Origin of the sequence: Methylosarcina fibrata AML-C10 (assembly GCF_000372865.1) — a bacterium.
In the GTDB taxonomy this organism is placed as follows: Bacteria; Pseudomonadota; Gammaproteobacteria; order Methylococcales; family Methylomonadaceae; genus Methylosarcina; species Methylosarcina fibrata.
Window position 1 is genome coordinate 912,649 of record NZ_KB889965.1, and the last position, 18,685, is coordinate 931,333.

Annotated in this window: 10 protein-coding genes; 5 read left to right on the forward strand and 5 right to left on the reverse strand. The window is 55.2% G+C overall.

Annotated features, from left to right (window positions below):
• Positions 1-10: 10 nt before the first annotated feature.
• Positions 11-346: a phage holin family protein gene (locus tag A3OW_RS0104510; RefSeq protein ID WP_020562235.1), complete on the reverse strand. Its 336-nt coding sequence runs from the start codon at positions 344-346 to the stop codon at positions 11-13.
• A gap of 397 nt (positions 347-743) precedes the next feature.
• Between A3OW_RS0104510 and A3OW_RS24045 the strand changes: the two genes are divergently transcribed.
• Genes A3OW_RS24045 through A3OW_RS0104525 form a run of 3 tightly spaced genes read left to right on the forward strand, consistent with a single transcriptional unit; the run spans position 744 to position 6,534 of the window.
• Positions 744-2,306: an efflux transporter outer membrane subunit gene (locus A3OW_RS24045; protein ID WP_051091846.1), complete on the forward strand. Its 1,563-nt coding sequence runs from the start codon at positions 744-746 to the stop codon at positions 2,304-2,306.
• On the forward strand, positions 2,303-3,415 hold the full coding sequence (locus tag A3OW_RS0104520; RefSeq protein ID WP_020562237.1) for an efflux RND transporter periplasmic adaptor subunit: 1,113 nt from the start codon (positions 2,303-2,305) through the stop codon (positions 3,413-3,415). The genes A3OW_RS24045 and A3OW_RS0104520 overlap by 4 nt, the downstream gene beginning before the upstream one ends.
• The gene (locus tag A3OW_RS0104525; RefSeq protein ID WP_020562238.1) at positions 3,412-6,534 is read left to right on the forward strand and encodes an efflux RND transporter permease subunit; all 3,123 of its coding nucleotides are present in this window, start codon (positions 3,412-3,414) and stop codon (positions 6,532-6,534) included. Before A3OW_RS0104520 ends, A3OW_RS0104525 begins: the two co-directional genes overlap by 4 nt.
• A gap of 30 nt (positions 6,535-6,564) precedes the next feature.
• On the opposite strand, the gene A3OW_RS0104530 is transcribed toward A3OW_RS0104525, so the two are convergent.
• From A3OW_RS0104530 to A3OW_RS0104545, 4 genes are all read right to left on the reverse strand, one after another.
• Positions 6,565-11,538, reverse strand: a complete 4,974-nt coding sequence (locus A3OW_RS0104530; RefSeq protein ID WP_020562239.1) for an EAL domain-containing protein — start codon at positions 11,536-11,538, stop codon at positions 6,565-6,567.
• A gap of 16 nt (positions 11,539-11,554) precedes the next feature.
• On the reverse strand, positions 11,555-12,496 hold the full coding sequence (locus A3OW_RS0104535; RefSeq protein ID WP_020562240.1) for an ABC transporter substrate-binding protein: 942 nt from the start codon (positions 12,494-12,496) through the stop codon (positions 11,555-11,557).
• Positions 12,497-12,502: 6 nt separating this feature from the next.
• Positions 12,503-14,515, reverse strand: a complete 2,013-nt coding sequence (locus tag A3OW_RS24050; protein WP_198291285.1) for a TonB-dependent receptor plug domain-containing protein — start codon at positions 14,513-14,515, stop codon at positions 12,503-12,505.
• A gap of 509 nt (positions 14,516-15,024) precedes the next feature.
• Entirely contained in the window at positions 15,025-16,200 is a 1,176-nt protein-coding gene (locus tag A3OW_RS0104545; protein WP_020562242.1) for a type III PLP-dependent enzyme, read from the reverse strand.
• A 245-nt stretch (positions 16,201-16,445) separates the two neighbouring features.
• Between A3OW_RS0104545 and cas6 the strand changes: the two genes are divergently transcribed.
• Both cas6 and csm6 read left to right on the forward strand, forming a co-directional pair.
• Complete coding sequence (gene cas6 / locus A3OW_RS0104550) at positions 16,446-17,396, forward strand: CRISPR system precrRNA processing endoribonuclease RAMP protein Cas6 (RefSeq protein ID WP_020562243.1); 951 nt, start codon at positions 16,446-16,448, stop codon at positions 17,394-17,396.
• Between the two features lie 167 nt (positions 17,397-17,563).
• Positions 17,564-18,685: a CRISPR-associated ring nuclease Csm6 gene (gene csm6 / locus A3OW_RS0104555; RefSeq protein ID WP_020562244.1), complete on the forward strand. Its 1,122-nt coding sequence runs from the start codon at positions 17,564-17,566 to the stop codon at positions 18,683-18,685.

An 18,685-nucleotide genomic window follows, 5' to 3' on the forward strand; every position in this document is an offset into this window, starting at 1 on the left:
TTTTTTGCGGCTAAATGAAAAGCTCCACCACCACGTTGAGCAACGTCAGCACCAGGCTCCCCACCAGTGCGGTCCAGAATCCCTGAATCCGGATGCCCGGCACCAGGGCCGCCACCAGCCAGAGCATGAGTGCGTTGACTACCAGCAGAAAGAGCCCAAACGTGATCAAGGTAAAAGGAAACGTCAGAAAAACCATGACCGGCCGTATCACGGCATTGACGAAGCCCATCACCAGCGCGCCGATCAGCGCCGCCCCCCAGCCTTCGACGTAAAACCCTCGAACGAGGCTGGCCGCAAGAAGCAGCAAGCCCGCGGTGACAATCCAATGGACGAAAAACGACAGCATAACCTTCTCCTGAATGAGTTATCCCCTCGGCATTATTTTTTATTTTCAAAGCGAATATGAAAAATAGACTGTCTTTCGCGCAATCAAATTCAGACTTTTCCGGACAACTTCTGTTCGGCATAATCCGGAAACGGTTACAGGAAAGCCAAACCCAGCATCGGGCTGATCGGACGATGATCCATGGAATCCATAGATGGCCCAAGTTCTTGTTATATCGCCGCCCGCTCAATTCGGGCTTAATCCGGAATTGAAAATCAGGCGATTGACAAATAAAATATCCGGTCAATCCTTTGATCCGGCTTCCGGTAATCAATACGCAGAGCCGGAATTGCCAAAATCGCACCTTCGGAATCAAGTCAAGAGCGCGAAGCACGGCGTCGCGGGCAAACAATACACCATGAGCAATAAACTTCTGCATCGATGCCACTGGAGCCTTTTATCGGCGCTGCTTTCAGCGTGCGACCCCGGCGGTCTGCTGACGACGGTCGGCCCCGATTACCGGACTCAGCCAATGCCGGCTGCGGCGCGCTGGCAGGCGCCTCAGCCCGCCGACAGTCTCCCGCCCATGGCGCACCGGGGCGTTCCGGCGAACTTGAGCCGGTGGTGGGAGCGGTTCAATGATCCGGTACTCAGCCGTTTTTTGGAAAAAGCGGAACAAGCCAGCGGCTCCGTCGCCGATGCCAAAGCGCGCATTGAGCAAGCCAGAGCCGGCTTGGTCGGCGCGGATTCCGCCCTGCTGCCCAAACTGGACTTCAGCACGGGCGCCTCACATTCGTCGTCGTCCTTTGGCGGGCAACCTTTCGTCTGGAATCAATTTCCGTTCGGACTGCAATCCAGTTGGGAAGTCGATTTGTTCGGTGGTCTGGCGCGCCAAAAGGAAGCGGCCGTCAGCCAACTGGCATCGAGAAACGCCGCGTGGCACGACGCCCGAGTCGCCGTGGCGGTGGAAGTCGCTAATGCTTATCTGGAGTATCGTTACTGTGAAAGCCAGGTGCAAATAGTGCAAGCCGACACCGAATCGCGACGGGAATCCGCCCGGCTCGCCGAAATCGCCGGCAAGGCCGGATTCCGAGCGCCGGGTGATATCGCCCTGGCCAATGCCAGCGCCGCCGAAGGCAATAGAATGTTGCTGCGACAACAAGCGCAATGCGAACGTGCGATAAAAGGCCTGGTCGCCCTGACCGGCCTTGAGGAAGCGGAAGTTCGAAAATTACTTACCGGAACGCCGGACCGGACGGCAAAACTGCCCGAGCCGCCGGCATTTCGGGTGGATGCTCTGCCGGCGCGGGTATTGCTGCAACGGCCCGACCTGGCGGCCGCCGAACGCGACGTCGCGGAGGCCAGCGCCCGAATCGGCGTCGAACAGGCCAAACGCTTTCCGAAGCTGAGCTTGTCCGGAAACATCACGCCGACCTTGCAGAACATGAATGGCGCCGCCTTTTTTCTTGCCGAGACCTGGTCGATCGGCCCGACGCTGAGCTTGCCGCTGTTCGATGCGGGAAAGCGGGCGGCCGATGTGGAAGCGGCCAAAGCCCGGTATCAGGCGGCCGAAAGCGTGTTCCGCAGCAAAGTGCGCACGGCGGTGAAGGAAGTGGAAGACGCTCTGGTGCGCCTGGATAGCGCCGGCCGGCGTTTGCCCGAAGCGCAAACGGCCGTTTCCGGATACCGCTCGCATTTTCAGGCCGTCCAGCAGCTTTACCGAGTGGGTTTAGGTAATTTGCTCGACGTCGAAACCTCCCGGCGGAACGTACTGTCCGCGGAAGTGGCTCTGAAAGAACTGGAGCAGGAGCAGGTAAGCGCCTGGATCGCTCTTTACCGCGCGGCCGGCGGCAGTTGGGAAGATTCCGAAGACGTCGAAACCGCCGGCGCCGCATCCTCTTCGGCCGCGGGCACCGGAAAGTCCGCAAAACCGGACCGTTTTATCAATCATCCCATCGACTTAACCGAAGGAAAATCATGACCAAAGGAAAAACAGGCGCGCTGCCGACCGTCTTATGCGCATTGATCGCTACCGGCATGATCGCAGGATGCGGCCAACAACCCGAAGCCGCAGACAACGCTTCGGCGCCCAGGCCGGCGCTCAGCGTTACGGTCGTACAGCCCGCTCTGCAGGACATTCATGTGACGCTGACCGCCAACGGTTCGATTACGGCATGGCAGGAAGCGGTGATCGGCTCCGAAATCAGCGATCTGCGTTTGACCGCGGTGAACGTGCAAGTGGGAGACAGCGTAAAGAAAGGACAGGTATTGGCGGTGTTTTCCGATGAAAGCGTCCTGACCGATGTAGCCCAAAGCCGGGCAATCCTGGCCGAGGCCGAGGCGAATCTGGCCGATGCGCGGGATAACGCGGAACGGGCCAGGCAGATATCGGCTTCCGGAGCCCTGAGCCTCCAGCAAGTCAATCAGTACATTACCGCGGAGAAAACCGCAAAAGCCAAGGTGAAAACGGCCAGAGCACAACTGGAATCGCAGTTGTTGCGCCTTAAATACACCCTAGTTCGGGCCAGCGACGACGGTGTCGTTTCTTCCCGCAGCGCCACGCTGGGGGCCGTCGCCGCCAAAGGACAGGAACTGTTCCGGATTATCCGGCAAAACCGGCTTGAATGGCGCGGCGAAGTGACGGCCGCCGAAATGGCGCAGCTCAAGCCCGGCATGACGGTCAACGTCGAAGTGCCCAACGTCGGCGGTCTCAAGGGCGAGATCCGCACGCTGGCTCCGACCCTGGATGAAAAAAGCCGCAACGGCCTGATTTACGTGGATCTGCCCGAAGCGGCGCAACACGGGTTTCGCGCGGGAATGTTCGCCCGCGGTGAATTCGACGTCGGCATCAAGAGCGCGCACACGGTGCCTCAGACGGCGCTCTCTCTGCGGGAAGGCTTCAGCTACGTGTTCAAGCTGAGCGAGCAATCCGGCGATCTGGCCCGAGTCTCCCAGGTCAAGGTGCAGTTGGGCCAGAGAAGCGGCGATCGTTTCGAGATTCTCTCGGGACTCACGGCGGGCGACCGCCTGGTCTCCGGAGGCGCTTCCTTTCTGGCCGACGGCGACACGGTGCGGGTAGTGCGGCAATGAACGTTTCCGCCTGGTGCATACGCAATCCCATTCCGGCAATGATGCTGTTCGTGCTGCTGAGTTTCGGAGGAATGTCGAGCTTTCTGTCGATGAAGATCCAGAATTTTCCCGACCTGGATCTGCCCACGGTGACGGTCTCGGCCTCTCTGCCCGGCGCCTCGCCTTCGCAACTGGAAACCGAAGTCGCACGCAAAATCGAAAATTCCATAGCCACCCTGCAGGGTCTGAAGCACATCACCACGAAAGTGCAGGACGGGAGCGTCGCCGTCACGGTGGAATTTCAGTTGGAAAAACCGGTGCAGGAAGCGGTGGACGACGTTCGTTCCGCCGTTGCCAAAGTGCGCTCCGACCTTCCGAACGATCTTCGCGACCCCGTCGTCAACAAGCTGGATCTGGCCGGATCCCCGATTCTGGCGTTTACTGTCGCCTCCGATCGGCGCGACGACGAAGCGCTGTCCTGGTTTGTGGATGATACGGTCGCCAAAAAATTGTTGACGGTGCGCGGCGTCGGCCAGGTCAACCGCGTCGGCGGCGTCAGCCGGGAGGTGACCATTGCTCTGGATCCGGTCAAACTGCAATCGCTGGGCGCCACGGCCGCCGACATTTCCCGGCAGTTGCGCGAGATACAACGAGAAAGCGCCGGCGGCCGCATCAATCTGGGCAGCGGCGAGCAGCCCGTGCGCACTCTGGCCAACGTGGCTTCGGTCGAGGAGTTCCGGCTGCTGCAGTTGTCTTTGCCGGACGGCCGCCGCATTCGGCTCGATCAGGTCGCCACGATCGACGATACCGTGGCGGAGCCCAGATCGCTGGCCTTACTCAACGGCAAGCCGGTGGTCGGATTTGAAGTCACGCGCAGCCGGGGCGCCAGCGACGTGGACGTCGGCATGGGCGTGCAGAAAGCCCTGGCGGAATTACGTTCTTCCAATCCGGACATGGAATTTACCGAAGCGTTCAATTTTGTCACGCCGGTGCTGGAAGAATTCCAGGGCTCCATGTCCATGCTTTATGAAGGCGCCTTGCTGGCCGTGCTGGTGGTATGGTTGTTTTTGAAAGACTGGCGGGCGACTTTCATTTCGTCGGTGGCGCTGCCGTTGTCGATCATTCCGGCTTTTTGGGGCATGGACCATCTGGGGTTTTCCCTGAACGGCATCACCTTGCTGGCGTTGTCCCTGGTGGTCGGCATTCTGGTAGACGATGCCATCGTCGAGGTGGAAAACATCGTGCGCCATTTACGCATGGGCAAGACGCCCTATCAGGCGGCCATGCAGGCCGCAGACGAAATCGGTCTGGCGGTGGTCGCGACGACGTTTGCCCTGGTTGCGGTATTTCTTCCCACCGCCTTCATGAGCGGGATAGCCGGGCGCTTCTTCAAGCAATTCGGCTGGACCGCCGCTCTGGCCGTCCTGGCCTCACTGGTGGTTGCACGGATGTTGACCCCGATGATGGCGGCCTACATGCTGAAAGATACGCACCCCTCCGAGCTGCCGGAGGGGCGCGTCATGAAACTTTACATGAAGCTGGCGGCCTGGTGCCTGAAGCACCGTCTGGCCACGATGGCGGCTGCGGCGGCGTTTTTCTTGGGCTCCCTGTTGCTGATTCCGCTATTGCCTACCGGCTTCATTCCGCCGGACGACAATCCGCAGACCCAGGTTTTTGTCGAATTATCGCCCGGCGCCACCCTCGCCCAGACCAGAGCTTCGGCGGAAGCCGCCCGGCAACTGATGGCAGGCGTGCCTTACGTCAAATCGGTTTATACGACCATCGGCGGCGGTGCGGCCGGAAGCGATCCCTTTGCCGGCTCTCAGGGCGGCGAAGTGCGCAAGGCCACGCTGACGATTCTGCTGGCGAATCGGCAGGACCGGCCCGTGCGCAAGCAAGTCGTCGAGCAGGACATCCGGCAGGCGCTGCAAGCTCTGCCCGGCGTGCGCACCAAGGTCGGCCTCGGCGGTTCCGGCGAAAAATACGTCCTGGTGCTCAGCGGCGACGATCCCCAGGCATTAAGCACCGCAGCCCGCAACGTGGAACACGATCTTCGAACCATCCCCGGCCTCGGCAGCATCGCTTCCAGCGCGGCGCTGGTAAGGCCCGAAATTGCGGTACGAACCGATTTTGCCCGCGCCGCCGATCTGGGCGTCACCACTGCAGCCATTGCGGAAACGCTGCGCATCGCCACCCTGGGCGATTACGACTGGTCCTTGCCCAAGCTGAATCTTGCTCAGCGTCAGGTGCCGGTCGTGGTGAAATTGACCGCCGATGCGCGGAGCGATCTTTCGGTGCTGGAACGGCTCGCGGTGCCCTCGGGCAAAGCCGGAGCAAGCTCGGTGACGGTGCGTCAGGTAGCCAATCTGGAGCTGTCCAGCGGTCCTGCGGTGATCGACCGTTACGATCGTTCACGCAATGTCAATTTTGAAGTCGAACTCTCCGGATTGCCTTTGGGAGACGTCGCCAATGCCGTGCAAAACCTGCCGAGCATTCGCAATCTGCCTGCCGGGGTCAAACAGGTCAATATTGGCGATGCCGAAATGATGGCCGAGCTTTTCGCCAATTTCGGCCTGGCCATGCTCACCGGCGTGCTCTGCATATTCATCGTGCTGGTGCTGCTGTTCAAGGAGTTTTTGCAGCCGGTGACCATTCTGGCCGCGCTGCCGCTTTCCTTCGGCGGCGGTTTTGTGGCGCTGCTGCTGGCGGGCAAAGCGTTCTCGATGCCGTCGCTGATCGGGTTGATCATGCTGATGGGCATTGCCACCAAGAATTCCATATTGCTGGTCGAGTACGCCATCGTGGCCCGCCGGGATCACGGCATGTCCCGCGCCGATGCCCTGCTGGACGCCTGCCGGAAACGGGCCCGCCCGATCGTCATGACCACCATCGCCATGGGCGCAGGCATGCTGCCGATTGCGGTCGGCTCAGGAGACTGGGACGCCTCTTTCCGCAGTCCGATGGCGATCGCAGTCATCGGCGGCCTGGTGACTTCCACCTTGCTCAGCCTGCTGGTCATTCCCGTCACGTATACCTATCTGGATGATCTCAATGCCTGGCTTAGGTCGATCTGGCAGCGCCATGCCACGGCGAAGGCATCCGGCGTATCGGCGGGGGCTTCAAGCCGGTTTCCGAATTGACCCCCCTGTGGACTGAATCCGTGTTCGGGATCAGCCGGTAAATTGAAAAAGATTTTTCTGTACCGTGAAATCGACGTTCAACATTTCCGGGATTTTGTCGGCGGAAACGGCCTGGCTGAAAAAGAAACCCTGCATGATGTGACAGCCCAGGCCGTGCATGACCAGGACCTGCTCTCTGGTTTCGACGCCTTCGGCAACCAGGGAATAATCGAAGGCATTGGCCAGACTGATGATGGTGCCGATAAGCAACGACGTCTGCGGATTGTTGAGTACGTCGTCAACGAAAACTTTATCGATTTTTAAACAATCGAGCGGCAATTGATTGAGCGAAGCCAGACAGGAATAACCGGTGCCGAAATCGTCGATGGCAATTTTGACGCCGAGCTTTCTGAGCTTGTTGAAAACGTCCAGATGACCTTCGGTTTGCATGGCGCTTTCGGTGACTTCCAGTTCGATGAATTCGGCCGGTACCCGGGTGGATTCCAACAACTCTTGAACGTTCCTTAACAAGGAGTCGTCCTTGAAATGATAAGGAGAGATGTTTACGGCGACCCGGATATAAGGCAAACCTTTCTTTTTCCATTGGACGATCTGATGGAATGCTTCCCGAAGCACCCAGTTGCCCAAATCCACGATCAAGCCAAGCTGTTCCGCCAGCTTGATAAATTCGCCCGGCAAGACAAGATCTTTTTCCGGATGCCGCCAGCGCACCAACGCCTCTACGCCGACGATCCGGCCGGTGCTCATGGAGATTTGAGGCTGGTAATTCAGAATGAATTGTTCCTGTTCAAACGCCGCCCGCAACAATTGTTCCCTTTTTAAGCGCTCGATCGCCTGACTGGTCATGTCGCTGGAATAAAATACGAAGCGCTGCTTTCCTGCATGTTTTGCCGAATACATGGCGGTATCGGCGGCTTTGATCAGTTCGGTTTCATTGCCGCCGTCCCTCGGAAAAAGGGCGATGCCGATACTGACTCTGGGGATGATCTGATGATTGTCCACGGATAACGGCTGATTAATTTTCTGCAGACAGCGGGTGGCCACTTCGGCTACGCTGTCCATGTCCGCTATGTTGGTCAGGATGATGCAGAATTCGTCGCCGCCCATGCGGGCGGCAAAATCCACGTCGCGGATCACCTGTTTGATTCGTTGCGCGATGAATTTTAAAAACTGATCGCCGACGTTATGACCGAAGCTGTCGTTGATGTCTTTAAAGCCGTCCAGATCCAGGAACAGAAAGGCAAACTGCTCATCCCGGCGGGTAGCGGTTTTAATGATGTCCTCGATCCGCTCCTGATAATAGGAACGGCTGGCGAGGCCGGTCAGACTGTCGAAATACGCCAGACGATGGATTTGCTTTTCCGTTTGTTTTTTATGGGTAATATCCTGAACGGTGCCGGTAATGATGAAATCGTTTTGATCGGTAATCGCTTCAATTTCCTGATGGACGAAAACCGTGGCCGACGACGGCATGGCCAGTCGGTACTCAAGATGCTGAACCGTTTTGTTTTGCCTGGCGGACAGGATGACGTCCTTAACGAAGCTGCGGTCCTCGGGATGAACAAGATCAAGAAAATCCTCCAGCGTCCCACCGAAGTCTTCCGCTCTGATTTCACACAACTCCGCCAACTGCTCCGACAGGCAAAATTCGTTGTGCTGGGTGTCCCAGGTCCAATAGCCGAGGCGTGCGATGCGCTGAGCCGCGGCAAGTTGCAGTTTTTTGCTTCTGAGTTCGGCGGTATTCTGGCTTGCTCTCAGAGTGAAATACAATCGATGGATCAGGATCGGAAAGTTCAACGGCTTGACGATAAAGTCGGTCGCGCCCGCGGCAAAGGCTTTATTGATGGACTCGGTGTCGCCCAATCCGGTCGACATGATGATGGGCACGTCCGCCAGCGCCGGATTCGCTCTAATTGAACGGCACGTGGCAAAACCGTCGACCCCTTCCATGACGGCGTCCAGCAGGATCAGATCGGGCTGATGCAGCCGGATTTTTTCGATGGCTTCGGCGCTGCCGGCCGCCTCGTCGACAGAAAAATTCGCCGCGCGTAAAACTTCGGAAGTGATCAAGCGAAAATTCGCATCGTCGTCCACCAGCAAGATGCGATTGTTCGGTATGGGCGCCGGCTCGTTCCGGTCTGAAACCGGAACCGGGGAAATTTTGACTTTTAATTCGGCCAGCACCTCCTCAAGATCCTTTTCCATGACCGTGAGCAGCTCATCGATACCGTTTAATTGCTTTTTATTAGCCAGCATCTGAACCGAATTGGAAAGCTCGGCCAGCGAGTCGGCGCCGAGGTTGGCGCAACTGGACTTGAAGCTGTGCGCGACTCTGACCAGTTCGGCGACGTCTTCATTGGTCAAGGCCACTCTCATTTTTTCTATGTCTCCGGCCGCCGAATCGACAAACAGCTCAACGGCCTTGTTCAGCAAGCTAAAAGCCTTCAAATTATGAATGGCCTCGGCATTGATGCGCGGCTCTTCCGCAAGTTTCGGCATCTGCTCGTCCGGTTGACCGGTCTTGATCGGCAATAAATCGTAAGACGTGGCGGGCAACCATTGTTGAATGACTTCCTGAAGTTCTTTCCTGCTGAAAGGTTTACTGACGTAATCGTCCATTCCTGCGGCATGGCATTGCTCTGCGATCCCTTTCTGCACGTCCGCGGTCAACGCGATGATGGGTATGCGGGATTTGCGATTCTGTGCCTTTTCATATTCCCGTATTTTCACCGTTGCCTGAAACCCATCCATGACCGGCATGTGGCAATCCATCAGAATCAGATCGTAATGCTCTTTCGCATAGGCCTTGACCGCTTTCAATCCGTCATGGGCCACGTAGACTTTGCAGCCCAGGGAGCGGATGATGCCTACCCCGACTTCCTGGTTGATCAGGTTGTCCTCGGCCAGCAGGATTTTTTTATTCATCGGCTTGATGGAACTGCTTAAAACCGGTTCCCGCTGGGTTTTTCTCTTGCTGTCCAATACCCCGATCAATTCGAACAGGCAATCCAGCAGCTTTTGCCGGGTCACCGGTTTATTCAAAAAGAATCGGATCAATTGCCGGTCCTCTTCACTGATGTTCCACAAGACATGGTCCGAACTTAACAGAATGATCGACGGTGCGGGAATGAGCGGCTCGGAATAGATCGCCCGGATCAGCGTCAAACCGTCCATTTCGGGCATCTTCCCATCCACAATCGCCACTTGGTAAGGCTTTCCGAGACAAGCCGCTTCAATCAAGTCATTCAGCGCCTGTTCGCCGTTGGCGGCAGAGTCGCAGTTCACTCCCCAGTAACAAAGCTCGTCCTGCAGGACGGAACGATTGGCCGCATTGTCGTCGACGATCAATACCGGAATGTCCTGCAATGCCGAGGCGTCCACCTTGGGAATCGTTGCGCACGGGCTGTGCTCGAAGCAGAGGGCAAAATAAAAACAGGAACCTTTGCCCGGCGTGCTCGACAATTCCAGGCTGCCGCCCATCAACGCGACCAATTGTCTGGAGATGGTCAGGCCTAACCCGGTGCCCCCGTAGCGCCGGGTAATCGATCCATCCACCTGGGTGAAACTCTCGAAGATTTGCTGTTGCTGCTCGGACGCGATGCCGGGTCCGGTATCGGTTACTTCAAACAGCAGCTTGACCGGTTTTCCGGATTCCGGGCGGTCGATCCAGCCGACCTTAAGCTGTATTTCCCCGCGTTCGGTAAATTTGAAGGCATTGCCTAACAGGTTGATCAACACCTGACGCAGCCTTTCGGGATCGCCTTTAACGGTCAGGTCCAGATCATGGGGCAGATCCAGAATGAATTCCAGACCTTTGTTGTGCACCTGCGTCGCCAGAAATTCCGCTATTTCTTCCAGGAAATGACGCAAGTCGAACTCCTTGGTCAATAAAACGAATTTGCCCGATTCAATCTTGGAAAAATCCAGAATATTGTTGATGACCCCCAGCAAGGACTCCGCCGAACGAAACGCCGTATCCGCCAGGCGTTTCTGGCGCCAATCCAGATGGGTATCCAGCAGCAGCTCGATCATGCCGAGCACGCCGTTCATCGGCGTTCTAATTTCATGACTCATCGTCGCCAGAAATTCGCTTTTCGCCTTATTGGCGGCTTCCGCCTTGGTAGCGAGCTGGTAGGCCTCGTCCGTTTTTTTCTGAAGATCGCGGGTACGTTGCGCAACCTGCCGTTCGAGCGTATCGCGATGGGATAATACTTCCTGTTTAAAGGCCAGCAAATCCTGCGACATGTCGTTAAAAGAGCTCGCCAGCTCTCCGAGTTCCCCCGTCGTATTGAATTGAATTTTCTTGCCGAAATGTCCTTCCGAAATATCCTTGGTCGCCAGGACCAGTTTTTTGATGGGCAATATGATGCGCCGGGTTTGCCAGAGGGTCAGCAGAATGCCCAGAATCACGACAAAGCTGGCAATCTCGATCGTTTGGAACAAAAATTTCTTGGAATCCTGAAAAATCCGATCCTGGCTGATGCCCAACTGGACGAAACCGATGATTTCCGATTTACCCTGATCCGGATCGGGAAAATCCATTAACGGATCCGACTCGGCCGTGCCGGCTCTTATGTAGACGGGGGTAATGACATTGATGTAATTTTTATTATCTTTGGGATCGACGTAGTAATCTTCGAGCCACTTCGCAAGGCTAAAATCCACGTCGTTCCGGCCGGCATTCCTGATGTCGGGTATTTTTGAGACGCCGCGAAAATTCCTTTCCGCCAATATTTTGAAATCCTTGTTGGAAATCGTCAGATAAGCGATGTCCGGATTTTGTTTCAGGCCTTTCAGGGCGTGTTCGATTTCCTGCTGATTCTCGGTGTAAACGCCGTATTCGATGTTTTTAGCCAGCATGACGGCGATTTCTTCGCCGTGTTGGGAGAAATTTCTGAAGGTATTGAGCTGATGCAGCCATATCAAATAACCTCCCACCAGGAAAGCCGTCAATGTAATCAGGAAAATGGTCAACAGATTGAATTTGGCCGCGATCGATTTCATTTTACTACCGGCATGATTAATTAAAGATCAGCTTTGCATTTTTTAATAAAGCCTGAGATATTTCGATGTTCATATGCTCGGCTATCTTTGCGTTGATGGAATAGGCGGTTTTACGCGGATATTCGACGGGGACGTTTTGTATGGGGATGCCTTTGATCAGTGTATCCGACTGAATGGCGCATTGTCTACCCAGGTCCTCGTAATCCCAGGACAACGAGTAAAAAGCACCGGACTTGACCCAATTATCAGACAGCCCCACCAAAGGAACCCGATTTCTAAAAGAGGCCAGAAGCACTTCCTTGGCTGTTTTTGAGGACATGGCGACTTCATCCGGAATCGCCAGCAGGATTTCCACATTGCTTTTCAGTTGGTCGAGCGCGTAAGGAAGCTCCCTGGGCGTTTCGACCGGGATGGGAATAAGATCCAGCCCTTGCTGACCGGCTATTTGTCTAGCCTCCCGGATGGTTCCGGTATTTTCTTCCGGATTAAAGAAAATGGCGATTTTTTTCTGTTCCGGGAAAAATTTCTTCAACCACTCAAACTGGATCGTCAGGGGATAATTCAAATAGACGCCGGTAATGTTACTCGCGTGCTTGTACGAAAACCTTTTCAGAATCATGGTGGCGACAATCGGAATGGTCGAAGTGTTCCGAAGTGAGGCTTCCGTTGCTTCCCCGCCCAGGCTGTAAATCAAATCCGGCGGGTTATTCCGGATTTCCGCCGAAAGCAGCGAATCCGGGTCATCGGCCTGGACAAGATAGCGCTCGGTGAATTTGACGGTTTGCGTCGACGACAATTGCTTCTTGTAACCGTCGATGGCCTGTCGATACGGTTCGTCCATCGAATTGGCCACGATCAACACTTGCCGGACCTTGGCCGCCCATAAGGGAGCGGACCACATCGATAATATCAACAGCAAGAGCGGGATCAGCCTGAACGCTGATAGATGCAATTTCATAAGCTCTTAGAAATCGATGCTGGCCTTGATTCTGAACTGAAGACCGTCCTGCTCTATCGCGTTTTGTTTGTGTGCATCGGACGCCGGATCAAAATACTGTTCGTCAAAAAGATTATAGACGCCCGCGGAGAGTTCGAGCCCTTTCACCCAGTTTTGGGTGAATACCGTCAGATTGCTGATTACGTAATCGCCGACCTGCCCGCCCAACACGGTTTTCCTGCCGCTCATGTATTGCAGTTCGTACCCGAGGAACACCTTGTCCGTCCACAACGGCGCGATCAGATTGAGTTTGACCATGTGTTCCGGGGAATTGCTCAGGCGTTGATGAGTGACTTCGTCCTTGTTTTCCTGCCAGGAATAGCTGACCCGTCCTTGAAAGCCGTTATAGAAAAGTTGTTCCAGTTGAATTTCGAGCCCATTGGACTCGATGTTGCCTACGTTTTGATGCTGGAGATCGCCGTTAGCGAGCGTCGTCAAATAAATGATGTTGCTGATGTCGGTATGAAACAGGTTGAATTCCGCGCGCAGTTGCGGCGTGAAATAATGTTCCAGGATCAATTCGGTGGTTTCCAGTTTTTCCGGTTGTAAATTCGAACTGGCGATAATCCCCGCGCCGATAAAATTCAGCTCGAACTGGTTGGGCGCCCTGAAGGCCGTGCCGTAGAGCAATTTAACGGTGGAATTCTGGAAAAAATTGTAAATCAGGCCGAGCCTGGGATTGACCGTCGAGCCGAAAATGCTGAAATAATCGTAACGGACTCCGGCATTGAAGGTCAGCGATTCCGTGATGCTGTAATCGTCCTGGACAAACAACGCCCACTGATAAGTGCTTGCATCCGAGCTGACGTAGGTGGCGACGTCGTAACTGGTCTGGAATTGATGAAAGTTATCCTGGTATTGCCCGCCCAGAGTGACGTGGTGATCCTGCCAGAATACCTTGGAGGCCTCCAGCTCGGCGCGCCACCATTGGCCGTCGGAAAGTTCCTTGTTGATGCCGAGAAAGGGAACCCGGTCGGCCGAGTGATCGACGGGGTAATTCCCGCTATAGCGATACCAATTGTAGGAGAGTCTTGACTGTACGTTCAGTTGATTGTCGAAGGTATGATCGTATTTCAGCTCGTAAAAAGCCGCCTCGTCGGTGGTATTTTCGGCCTGGCTATTGAATATCGTATCATAGGAGGCGGTAGGAACGTCCTTGCGGCGGTTGACGTACAGTCCCTGGAGCGAGAAATCGCCGAACGCGATTTTGGTCATCAGTTTTCTCGCCAGTTCTTCATCGCTGTTGACGGCAATGCCGTTATTGGTCTGCGGCGTGTCGAATTCCTTGTAATAAAGGCGGTTGTAGCCGGCGCTATCGTAGTAAGTGCCGGTTACGAAGGCTTCCAGACCGTTACTGAAACGGTTGCCGTAACTGAAACTGGTTTTATAGGCATCGTTGGTGCCGTATGAAGCCTTGACGTTGGCGCCGTTCTGATCCCGCCCGCGTTTGGTAATGACGTTGATGATGCCGAAAACCGCATTGGTGCCGTAGAGTGAAGAACTGGGGCCTCTTACCACTTCGATCCGTTCGATCACGTCAATGTCAACCGGAAACCCTGCGTCCGTATAAAACGAATCATAGATGACGTCGTTGTAACGGTGGCCGTCGATGAGCAACAGCAAACGGCTGTTGTAATCGCCCGGCAGACCGAACCCCCTTACTCCGACATAGCCGTAGTTTCGATCGCTGGTGCTGTAAAATCCCTTCAGGCTGGCTAAAATGGCGCCGAAATTGCGATAGCCGTATTTTTTGATTTCATCCGCGGTGACGATACTGATGGACGCCGGAGCTTTCGTGACTTTTTGTTCATATTTCGATGCGCTATAAACGGAAGGGATGTCTTCAAACAGAACATCGCTGCTGCCAAAGTGCGGCTCCGGCCCGGAAAACTCGTCTGCTGCCAGGGCCGGATTCGTTTGCGGCAGAGCCATCGTACTGAAGATCAGACAGTTTATGGCGATTGAATTACAGATTTTCATACCCATCATTGGATTGGCGGCTAGAGAGTAAAATGATTATTTTTCCGGTCAGGCATAAGGATCGGCAACTCGTCGATTCGATAACGGCCGACGTTCCGGCATAGCCATTCGACCGGTTAACGATCGAATACCGGAAAGCGGGCCATTCCTGGCGGAGTCTTTCGGGTTATGTCCGTGTTGGGATGAAACGCTAGAGACGGTGGAAACGGCATGATTGCGATTGATCTTGACTTGCCTGGTAATCAGGATTTCTTCTTGAGATTCAGATTAAGCACCTTAGAATATTTGAAATTAATCTTTTTTTCAAAAATATCCGAAGCCTTTCAGTCCGCCGGATCTCTAACGAATATATGATCTGCCCAAGGCGCCACAGGGTTCTGCCGCCGATCTCGAGTCTATAGCCTTCATAGAAGGATTATAGTTGCAATTGTTTGATTTTAAAAAAAATCGATTTTTCGATCGTGAATTTGTCCGAAGATGGAGGAATTATACGGAAGAATAAACGACAATTATTCATTTATTCCATAAAAATAGGATTTGATCGAAGGGAATCCGTTAAACTCGACCGAAGCGTAGCTGGAAGTATAAGCACCGGTCGACAGCCAGTACAGCCGTTGGCCCGAACAGGCGCTCAACGGCAATTTATATCGGGCTTTTTCGTACATGATGTCCACGCTGTCGCAGGTAGGTCCCGCCAATATTACCTCGCCTACCCGCTTTTTTTCATTTTCCTCGGCCATGACCACCGGATATTTCGTCCCTTCGTCCATGGTTTCGATCAAACCGTTGAATTTTCCGGTGTCCAGAAAAACCCAGCGATGACTGTCCGAACGGCTTTTCTTGGAAATGGTAATAATTTCGCTGACCAGAATGCCGGCATTGCCGACCAGCGATCGTCCGGGTTCCAGTATGATTTTAGGCCGGCGGCTGCCGAAATGATTGCTAAGATATCGATTGATTTCAGTGGCGTATTCCTTGATGCTGTGGGTTTTATTGATGTAGTTGGCCGGAAAACCGCCTCCCATGTCGATCGTTTGCAAATGTATCCCTTGCTCCGCGGCCATTGCAAAAATGGCCGCCACCGAGATCAGCGCCTCGTTCCATTGCCATACCGCACGTTGCTGCGAACCTACGTGAAAAGAGACCCCCTGCGGTTTCAGGCCCAGTTTGATGGCCTTTTCCATCAACGATACGGCGCTCATCGGATGGCAACCGAATTTTCTCGTTAACGGCCAATCGGCGGTTTCTCCGCCTTGCACCAGAATCCGGACCAGAATATCCGACCCCGGCGCATGAGCAGCGATTTTTTCGATGTCGTCCAGGCAATCGGTCGCATAAAGTCTGATGCCTTTTTTATAGGCGTACTCGATGTCGCTGGCCTTTTTAATGGTGTTCCCATAAAGGATTTTTTCCGGAGGTACGCCCAGCGATAATATTTTGTCCATTTCGTATATGGACGCGATGTCGAAATTGCTGCCCAAGCGATGCAACAGCGTGATAATTTCGGCGGCAGGATTCGCCTTGACCGGATAATGAATGAAACTGTCCGGAAAATAACCGGCGAGTTCCTCGTATTGTTTTTTCACTCTATCAAGATTGATGACAATGAACGGCGTGGGTAACGGATCGGTGAATTCAAGCATTTTTTGCCACTCGTCGTCCGAGTAAAAATTTTTTCTTTTCATGGAAGGGGCGTAATCAAAAGCGGAAAGTACAGGATCAAAAAAACTTTAATTTTCCATTCTAGTAGAAAAGCCGGCTAAAGTCAGAATTTCGGACAGGATTCATGCGTCGGCATTCCGGTTCCGTTAACTCCGGCCCGCGCGAAGCCCGGCAGAGCGGACAAGCAAAGCGCACTCCGTTAACAAGCTTGCCAAAGTAAGCTACAATGCCGCCTCGGGGGCAAAATACAAAAGGAGGTGTAACTAAAATGAACAATCCACTGACGATGCCCGATCTTCCCTTTTCCGTTTTCCGGTTCAATTTCCACAGCAACAACCCGATCCGATTGCCGCCGTATCCGGGTTCCGCATGGCGCGGAGCCTTCGGGCACGCTCTCAAGAAAACCGTTTGTGTGGTCAGAAACACTCCTTGCGCTGAATGCCTGCTGAAAAGCTCGTGCGCCTATTCTTATCTGTTCGAAACGCCGCCCCCGGCGAATTCCGAAAAAATGCGCAAATACACCGCGGCGCCGCATCCCTTTGTTCTGCAGATGCCGCTTGCGGAGCAGCAGGACACGCGCTATCCGTTGCAAATCGTTGTTTTCGGCCACGGCCAGCGGTTTTTTCCGTATCTCGTCCATGCTCTGAACACGGCCGGGAATGACGGTCTGGGCGGACGCCGTCAAGTCCTGCAATTGGAAACCGTCGAGCAACTGTTTCCTGCATCGGCGCCTCAGCCGGTTTACCGCGAGGGCCAACTGGACGTCCTCAGCCCGCCGGCCATGCCGGCAATTCCGCCCATGCCCGGCCGCATACGCCTGTCGATCCACACGCCCCTACGGATCAAGCAGGACAGTAAAAACGTTAACGGCGCTCATTTTCACTTTGCCCCGTTCTTCGGCAGTCTGCTGCGCCGGATATCCATGCTGACCTATTTTCATACCGACACGCCGCTGACAACCGATTTCGCCGCGCTCATGCGCCAAGCCGGGACCGTCGAATTTGCCGATAAAAAACTGCGCTGGCACGACTGGACCCGCTACTCTTCAAGGCAACAAACCGAAATGCAACTGGGCGGCGTTCTGGGGTCGCTGGAACTCGATCCTGAAGGGCTCGAAGACTTTTGGCCCTATCTCTGGCTGGGTCAATGGGTGCATGCCGGCAAGGCCACCAGCATGGGCCTAGGCCGCTATACGATCGAAGCCGATGATGTCGATTGAACAAACCGTAGGAGCGACGCCAGTCGCGAAGGCATCCCGCAGGAGCCCCCGTAGGAGCGACACACAGTCGCGAAGGCATCCCGCAGGAGTCCTCGTAGGAGCGACGCCAGTCGCGACAAGCTTGTCAACCCTAACAATCGACAGAAAACCAAGGCAAAATCACCGTCATGAAACACGACACGAACCATCGACACATTCTGCTTTGCGTCACCGGTCTGACGCCCCAGGTCGTCACCGAAACCCTGTATGCCTTGCACCAGGAAGGCCGTACCCTGCCGGAAGAAATTCGAATCCTGACCACCCGGGAAGGCGCCGAACGCGCCCGGCTGACCCTGATCAACGACCACTGGCTAAGCCGCTTTTATCAGGATTATCGATTGCCGTCCGTTCCGTTCGACAGCGGCTGCATCCATGTTCTGCAGGACCGCTTTGGGGAGCCGTTACAGGACATTCGCAGCGGCGAGGATAACCAGACCGTGGCCGACGGCATCACCGAAACGATCCGGGCGCTCACCGCCGACCCGGAGGCCGCCCTGCACGTCTCGATCGCCGGCGGCCGCAAGACCATGGGTTTCTATGCGGGCTATGCCCTGTCCCTGTACGGGCGGCCTCAGGACCGGCTCAGCCATGTCCTGGTCTCGGCGGACTACGAATCGCATCCGCAGTTTTATTATCCGACGCCGCATTCGCAAGTGATCTACGGCAACGACCCCAGCCGCAAGCCGCTCGATACTCGTCACGCCGCCGTCATCCTGGCCGACATCGCCTTCGTGCGGCTCCGGCACGGTCTGGACCGGGCGCTGCTCGACGGTAAAAGCAGCTTCAGCAGGACTGTAGCCAATGCGCAGGCCGCGCTGGGGCCGGCGCAACTTGCAATCGACCCGGACAGGCGCCTGCTCGTTGCCCAAGGCACGCCGATTAAATTGAGCCCGGCCGATCTGGCCTTCTACCTTTGGCTGTTGCAGCGCCGGACCGACAGTGGGGATGCGCCGCAATGCCCCAGCGACGGCGCGCCGGAGGCAGTCTACGGCGCGGAGTATTTACGTCATTACCGCCGGATCAACGGGAAACTGGGCGGAGCAGACCGCACCGAGGCCGCCTTGCGAGACGGCATGACTAAAGCGTTTTTCGAACAGCGTAAATCGCGGATCAACAAAGTGCTCGGCCAGGCTTTGCAACAGGCTGCAAGTGCTTACTTGATTCAGGCGATAGGGAAAAGGCCAAGGACGCGCTATCGGATAGGCCTCAAAAAAGAACAGATTCAATACATCGTTCAACCGGAAAATTGA